Source organism: Pseudomonas reactans, assembly GCF_013387025.1.
Taxonomy (GTDB): domain Bacteria; phylum Pseudomonadota; class Gammaproteobacteria; order Pseudomonadales; family Pseudomonadaceae; genus Aquipseudomonas; species Aquipseudomonas reactans.
In genome coordinates, this window is sequence record NZ_JACAQP010000124.1 from 1 (window position 1) to 259 (window position 259).

Annotated in this window: 1 tRNA gene; it reads right to left on the reverse strand. The window is 30.9% G+C overall.

Features of this window, described 5'->3' with window-relative positions:
- Positions 1-111: 111 nt before the first annotated feature.
- Positions 112-188 (reverse strand) — tRNA-Thr (locus HX793_RS32205).
- Positions 189-259: the final 71 nt, after the last annotated feature.

The following is a 259-nucleotide window of genomic DNA, read 5'->3' on the forward strand; positions in this document are numbered from 1 at the left end:
AGATGATAATATTATACAGTTGGTTACTTTTTTATTACTATTTTTTTATTACTATTAATAATATCGCTATTCTTCTTTCAAATCTGAATACTGCGACTGAAAAAAATACAGAGCCCCTTATCGGATTTGAACCGAGGGCTTACGCCTTACCATGGGATTACTCTACCACTGAGTTAAAAGAAAAGGGCTTGGTTCATGGAATTCCTGAATAGGTCACTGTACTATGTAGGTAAAATATATTTATATAAGATAAAATATA